The sequence below is a fragment of the Herbaspirillum sp. B65 genome (assembly GCF_000333555.1).
GTDB classification, from domain to species: domain Bacteria; phylum Pseudomonadota; class Gammaproteobacteria; order Burkholderiales; family Burkholderiaceae_D; genus Herbaspirillum; species Herbaspirillum rubrisubalbicans.
This window is the reverse complement of record NZ_BADI01001152.1, coordinates 1-4528: the sequence shown is the minus strand read 5'-3', so window position 1 is coordinate 4528 and position 4528 is coordinate 1. Positions and strand designations below refer to the sequence as shown.

The 4528-nt window shown below is 58.9% G+C and carries 4 protein-coding genes; 1 reads left to right on the top strand and 3 read right to left on the bottom strand.

The genetic code is table 11. From position 1 onward, the window contains the following. Positions 1 to 624 precede the first annotated feature (624 nt). Positions 625 to 1068 (top strand): capsular polysaccharide export protein, LipB/KpsS family, encoded by a 444-nt coding sequence (locus tag I5W_RS27705; RefSeq protein ID WP_044531677.1) that lies wholly within the window; start codon positions 625 to 627, stop codon positions 1066 to 1068. Positions 1069 to 1134: 66 nt separating this feature from the next. Here I5W_RS27705 and I5W_RS27700 read toward each other — a convergent pair whose 3' ends face one another. The 3 genes from I5W_RS27700 to I5W_RS27690 form a co-directional block, all read right to left on the bottom strand. Continuing rightward, positions 1135 to 2562 (bottom strand): mannose-1-phosphate guanylyltransferase/mannose-6-phosphate isomerase, encoded by a 1428-nt coding sequence (locus I5W_RS27700; protein ID WP_044531676.1) that lies wholly within the window; start codon positions 2560 to 2562, stop codon positions 1135 to 1137. Then, positions 2562 to 3698, bottom strand: coding sequence for a sugar phosphate nucleotidyltransferase (locus tag I5W_RS27695; RefSeq protein ID WP_044531675.1), 1137 nt, complete (start codon positions 3696 to 3698; stop codon positions 2562 to 2564). The genes I5W_RS27700 and I5W_RS27695 overlap by 1 nt, the downstream gene beginning before the upstream one ends. A 68-nt stretch (positions 3699 to 3766) precedes the next feature. Beyond that, complete coding sequence (locus I5W_RS27690) at positions 3767 to 4426, bottom strand: WecB/TagA/CpsF family glycosyltransferase (protein WP_252717256.1); 660 nt, start codon at positions 4424 to 4426, stop codon at positions 3767 to 3769. Positions 4427 to 4528 lie beyond the last annotated feature (102 nt).

Sequence of the window (4528 nt, the reverse complement as noted above, 5' to 3'; positions counted from 1 at the left end):
CATTTGTCAGAAGGAAATGTGCAGCATGAGCGCGTTCACGGCTAATCCTTTTATCGTATAACTGTCGACGACGACGATGCTAAATGGAAGATGTGGCCGAGGTTCAGGATGGAACGGCTCAATGGCGACCGAATAGCACCAAATCATAACTTCGACTTGATACCTGGAGAAGAGTATCTTGTCCTTGAGCTCGGGAGGCATAGTAGTCACTTAAATACGCCGACCGAGAGCGTAATTCAAACCGCGGATTTGACGACCGGCGTCGAAAGCTCGAAAGGGATGACGGTACTGGCGAATAGCCGGATGCGCTTGACTCGCGCTCTACATCACGTGGAGATACGTGCGGCCGAACAGACAGAGTGCGTGGCCGCCTTAAATAAAGACCGAATCGCCTGGCTTGGCGCGGACTGGGGTGTCGGTCGAGAAGGGTTCATTTGGTCCGTACTAAAGCGGTTAAATCGCGAATCAGAGCCAGTCTATCGAATTGACTTGAGCGAATACGAAGATAGGAATTCATTTCTGGACGCGTTCGCCAGCAAAATGGGATGCTCATTCACTGACTATTGCCGTGCACTTGTGAACGGCGGCCCCTCAGTGTTGCTCTTTGATGAGGCACCTACAAGCTTGGGTGATGGCTCCGATACTCACATCGAAGAGGTCTGGCTACGCAAGTTCGACATCGAGCTTTTGCTGGACCGCGCCACCATGGTCTTCGTGATCAATTCCTCGGTCGGCCTGCAAGCAGTGCGTCGCAAGAAGCCCACCGTAGTACTGGGTGAATCCTTCTATTCCAAGCCGGAGATCGCCTTCGTGGTCAAAGATCTGGCACAGCTCGATAGCGCCGTACAGCGGGCAGCCGCGGGCGTGGATGAGATGATGTCGGCGCGTATCGATCGCTTCCTGGCAGCGCTGGATTTGACGCTCTTCGTCAAGGGCACGTGGAAATACCCGGCGTGTATCCAAGCCGGACCGGCGCTGGCCGAGCGTTTGCTGGCCCTGTATGCGCGCAGCCCGCAAGCCATCTCCAGCGATGGCGGCACACCGCGCGAGGCACTCGCCAACGGCTGAAGCAGCCAGGGTTGGGCAACAAAAAAGGAGAGCGAGCTGCTCTCCTTTTTCATTGGCACTGCTGCTTCAGGCGCGCTTGTAGACGTCCTCGAAGCGCACGATGTCATCCTCGCCCAGATAGCTGCCCGATTGCACCTCGATGAGGTGCAGCGGCAACTTGCCCGGATTTTCCAGGCGATGGGTCACGCCGATGGGCAGGTAGATCGATTCGTTTTCGCTCAGCAGGGTCACTTCCTCGCCGCGCGTGACCAGGGCCGATCCGCTGACCACCACCCAGTGCTCGGCACGGTGGTAATGCATCTGCAGCGACAACTTCTCGCCCGGCTTGACGATGATGCGCTTGACCTGGAAGCGCTCGCCCGCGTCCACGCTTTCGTAGCTGCCCCAGGGACGGAAGACGCGCTTGTGATGCACGTGTTCGGTACGCTGGGTATTCTTGAGCTTGTCGACGAAGGCTTTCACTTCCTGCACCTTGTCACGCTTGGCCACCAGCACGACGTCGTCAGTTTCCACCACCACCAGGTCTTCCACACCCAACACGGCGACCATGCGGCTTTCGGCGCGAACCAGGGTATTCTTGACCTGGTTCAGATGAACATCGCCACGCACCACGTTACCCTCTGCATCGGCCGGCAGCACGTCGTGCAGGGCGCTCCAGGACCCGACATCGCTCCAGCCGATGCTGGCCGGCACCACCACGGCGCGTGCGGTGTTTTCCATGACGGCGTAGTCGATGGATTCAGACGGTGAAGCCACAAATGAGGTTTCATCCAAACGGCAGAAATCCAGGTCGTTATAGGCCTTGGCCACGGCTTCCTTGACGGCAGCGCCGATGAGCGGGCGATGTACTTCCAGCTCGGCCAGATAGTCTCTTGCCTTGAAGAGGAACATGCCGCTGTTCCAATAATAACCGCCCTGTTTCAGGAAACCGGTAGCGGTGGCCAGGTCCGGCTTCTCGACGAAGCGCTCAACCAGGAAGTTGCTGCTGTCGGCGCCATGGGCGGCGCCGCGCAGAATGTAGCCATAACCGGTTTCAGGCTGGGTCGGTTCGATACCGAAGGTCGCCAGTGCCCCTTGCTGCACCGACACCAGGGCGCGACGCACGGCTTCGTGAAAGGCCAACACGTCGGTGATGACGTGGTCGGCCGGCAGCACCAGCATGACCGCTTCCGGATCCAGGCGTTGCAGGTGCAAGGCGGCGGCAGCCACGGCCGGGGCCGTGTTGCGGCCCTGTGGTTCAAGCATGATCCCCAGCGGGCGCACGCCGATCTCCCGCAATTGCTCGGCGAGCATGAAGCGATGCTCATTGCCGCACACGATCAGCGGCGCCTGCATTTCGGGCCAAGAACCGACGCGGGCCACGGTTTCCTGCAGCATGGTCTGTTCGCTCACCAACGGCAGGAGCTGCTTGGGATAGGCGGCGCGCGACAGCGGCCAGAGGCGGGTGCCCGAACCGCCGGACAAGATGACGGGATAGATTTTGGTATTAGACATTAAGCACTCCTGGTTTCCTGAATGGCACTGCGCGGTTTGAGACGGCGGTCCCGTGCATCGTTCCATTGCTCATCCGGTTGATCGGATGTATGTTTCATTGCACCATCGTGGGTGACGCTGTAAGCGCCATAGACCACACTATCTTCAAAGGTGGTGCCGCTGGCCACGCGAGTATATTCGAACAAGACGCTGCGGATCACTTTTGCGCCACTGCAGATGTGGCTGCCATGCCCGATCCAGGCCGGGCCGATGATGGTGGAGCCAGCTTCCACATGAGAGCCGGCACCGATGTAGACAGGTCCCTCAATGGTAGTCCCTTCCCATTCGATACGGGTATTCAAGCCCACCCACACGCCCTCCTGGACCTGGGTGCCTGGCACATACATCTGCGCCACTTCGCCCTTCAACACGCTTTGCAGCACCGACCAGAAGTCGGTTACGTTGCCGATATCGATCCAGTTGAAGAAGCGCTTCTGGGCATAGAACGGCAATTGTTTTTCCACCAACAGCGGGAACAGGTCCGCACCGATGTCAAAGAACTTGTCCTTGGGGATCAGTTCCAGTGCAGCCGGTTCCATGATGTAGATACCGGTACTGGCCAAGTTGGACAGGGCCTCTTCCTGCTTGGGTTTTTCCTGGAAGGACTTGACCTTGCCATCCGGCTCAGCCACCACGATACCGTAGCTGGAGACCTGTTCCATCGGCACTTCCTTGGTGATCACGCTTACCAGCGCGCCCTTGCGGCGGTGTTCGAACAGGGCCGAATGGAGGTCCAGGTCGATCAGGGCATCGCCACAGATGACCAGCGTGGTTTCATCGAAGAAGCCACCGAATTCCTGAATCTTCTTCATACCGCCAGCCGAACCGATGGGGTTGGGGAAGACCTGACCATCGTCATCCACATAGCCTTCGAAGGAGTAGCCAATGCGCGCACCGAAACGCTGGCCTTCGCCAAAGTAGTTTTCGATGCGGTCATGCAGATAGCTGACGTTGACCATGATGTCCTGGATGCCGAACTTCACCAGGTGTTCGATGAGGTATTCCATCACCGGCTTGCCCAGGATCGGAATCATCGGCTTGGGCAGCGCATAGGTCAGGGGACGAACGCGGGTCCCCTTGCCCGCTGCCAGAATCATTGCTTTCATGAACGCCTCTTCTATCGTCGGATGTGATTCAAAATTGCTTGTCGTGTGGACTATCCTGCTCAGGCTGGGGACGCAAGCAAATACTGTGCGCAATGCAACTGCAACTGGTGACGCAGCGATTGCGAAACACCTCGCATGGTCCATGATCGTCCAGAGGCATGGCAGGCCCCATACAACAGCATCAGCGAAGCCAGGGCAGCACTATCGAGATGCTCCAGTCCAGTGCAATCCAATACCAGTGGGTGCGCCGAGCTTGCTGCGGCTGGCAACAGCGCGCGCAAGCGCTGGATATTGGGCTGCCCCAGCGCTCCCGAGAGCTTCAGTACGCAATTTCCTTCCTGCTCCTGCAGTTGCAGGAGCGCGCCATCGAACTGCGCTGGCTCAGGAGCCGAGCGGCGCGCAGCCAGCGCCAGGGGAATAACACGCTGCAACAGCAAGCTGAGCAGGCCAATGCCGTCATCCCAATAGCGACGCCATAGCTTGGGTTCTTCCTTGATCCGCCACAGCCATTCCAAGCCGCTCTTCTGCGCCCATGTCGGTGCGCGCGAGACAGTACCGGCCACGAAGTTGACCACGGCACCCAAGTGACTGATGAGCGGCACCCGCAAGCGCGGCAGATTGTGCTGGATCCAGGCCTGTCCCTTCTTGGCACCCAGCGCGACCACCAGGAAATCGGCGCCGCTGGCATTGATGCGCTCGATGCTGGCGGCGTCGCTCATTTGTTCGATGCTGCCAAAGCGGGGCTATCGAAGCCTACCGCCGTCATCCCCGAGGCACTGGCATTGAGCTTCTCACTGGCGGCTTGCGCACACCGGGAGGGC

What these genes read in the sequence shown, in the direction of transcription:
- I5W_RS27700 (WP_044531676.1), bottom strand. Translation starts at nt 2,562, where the DNA reads ATGTCTAATACCAAAATCTATCCCGTCATCTTGTCCGGCGGTTCGGGC.
- I5W_RS27695 (WP_044531675.1), bottom strand. Translation starts at nt 3,698, where the DNA reads ATGATTCTGGCAGCGGGCAAGGGGACCCGCGTTCGTCCCCTGACCTAT.
- I5W_RS27690 (WP_252717256.1), bottom strand. Translation starts at nt 4,426, where the DNA reads ATGAGCGACGCCGCCAGCATCGAGCGCATCAATGCCAGCGGCGCCGAT.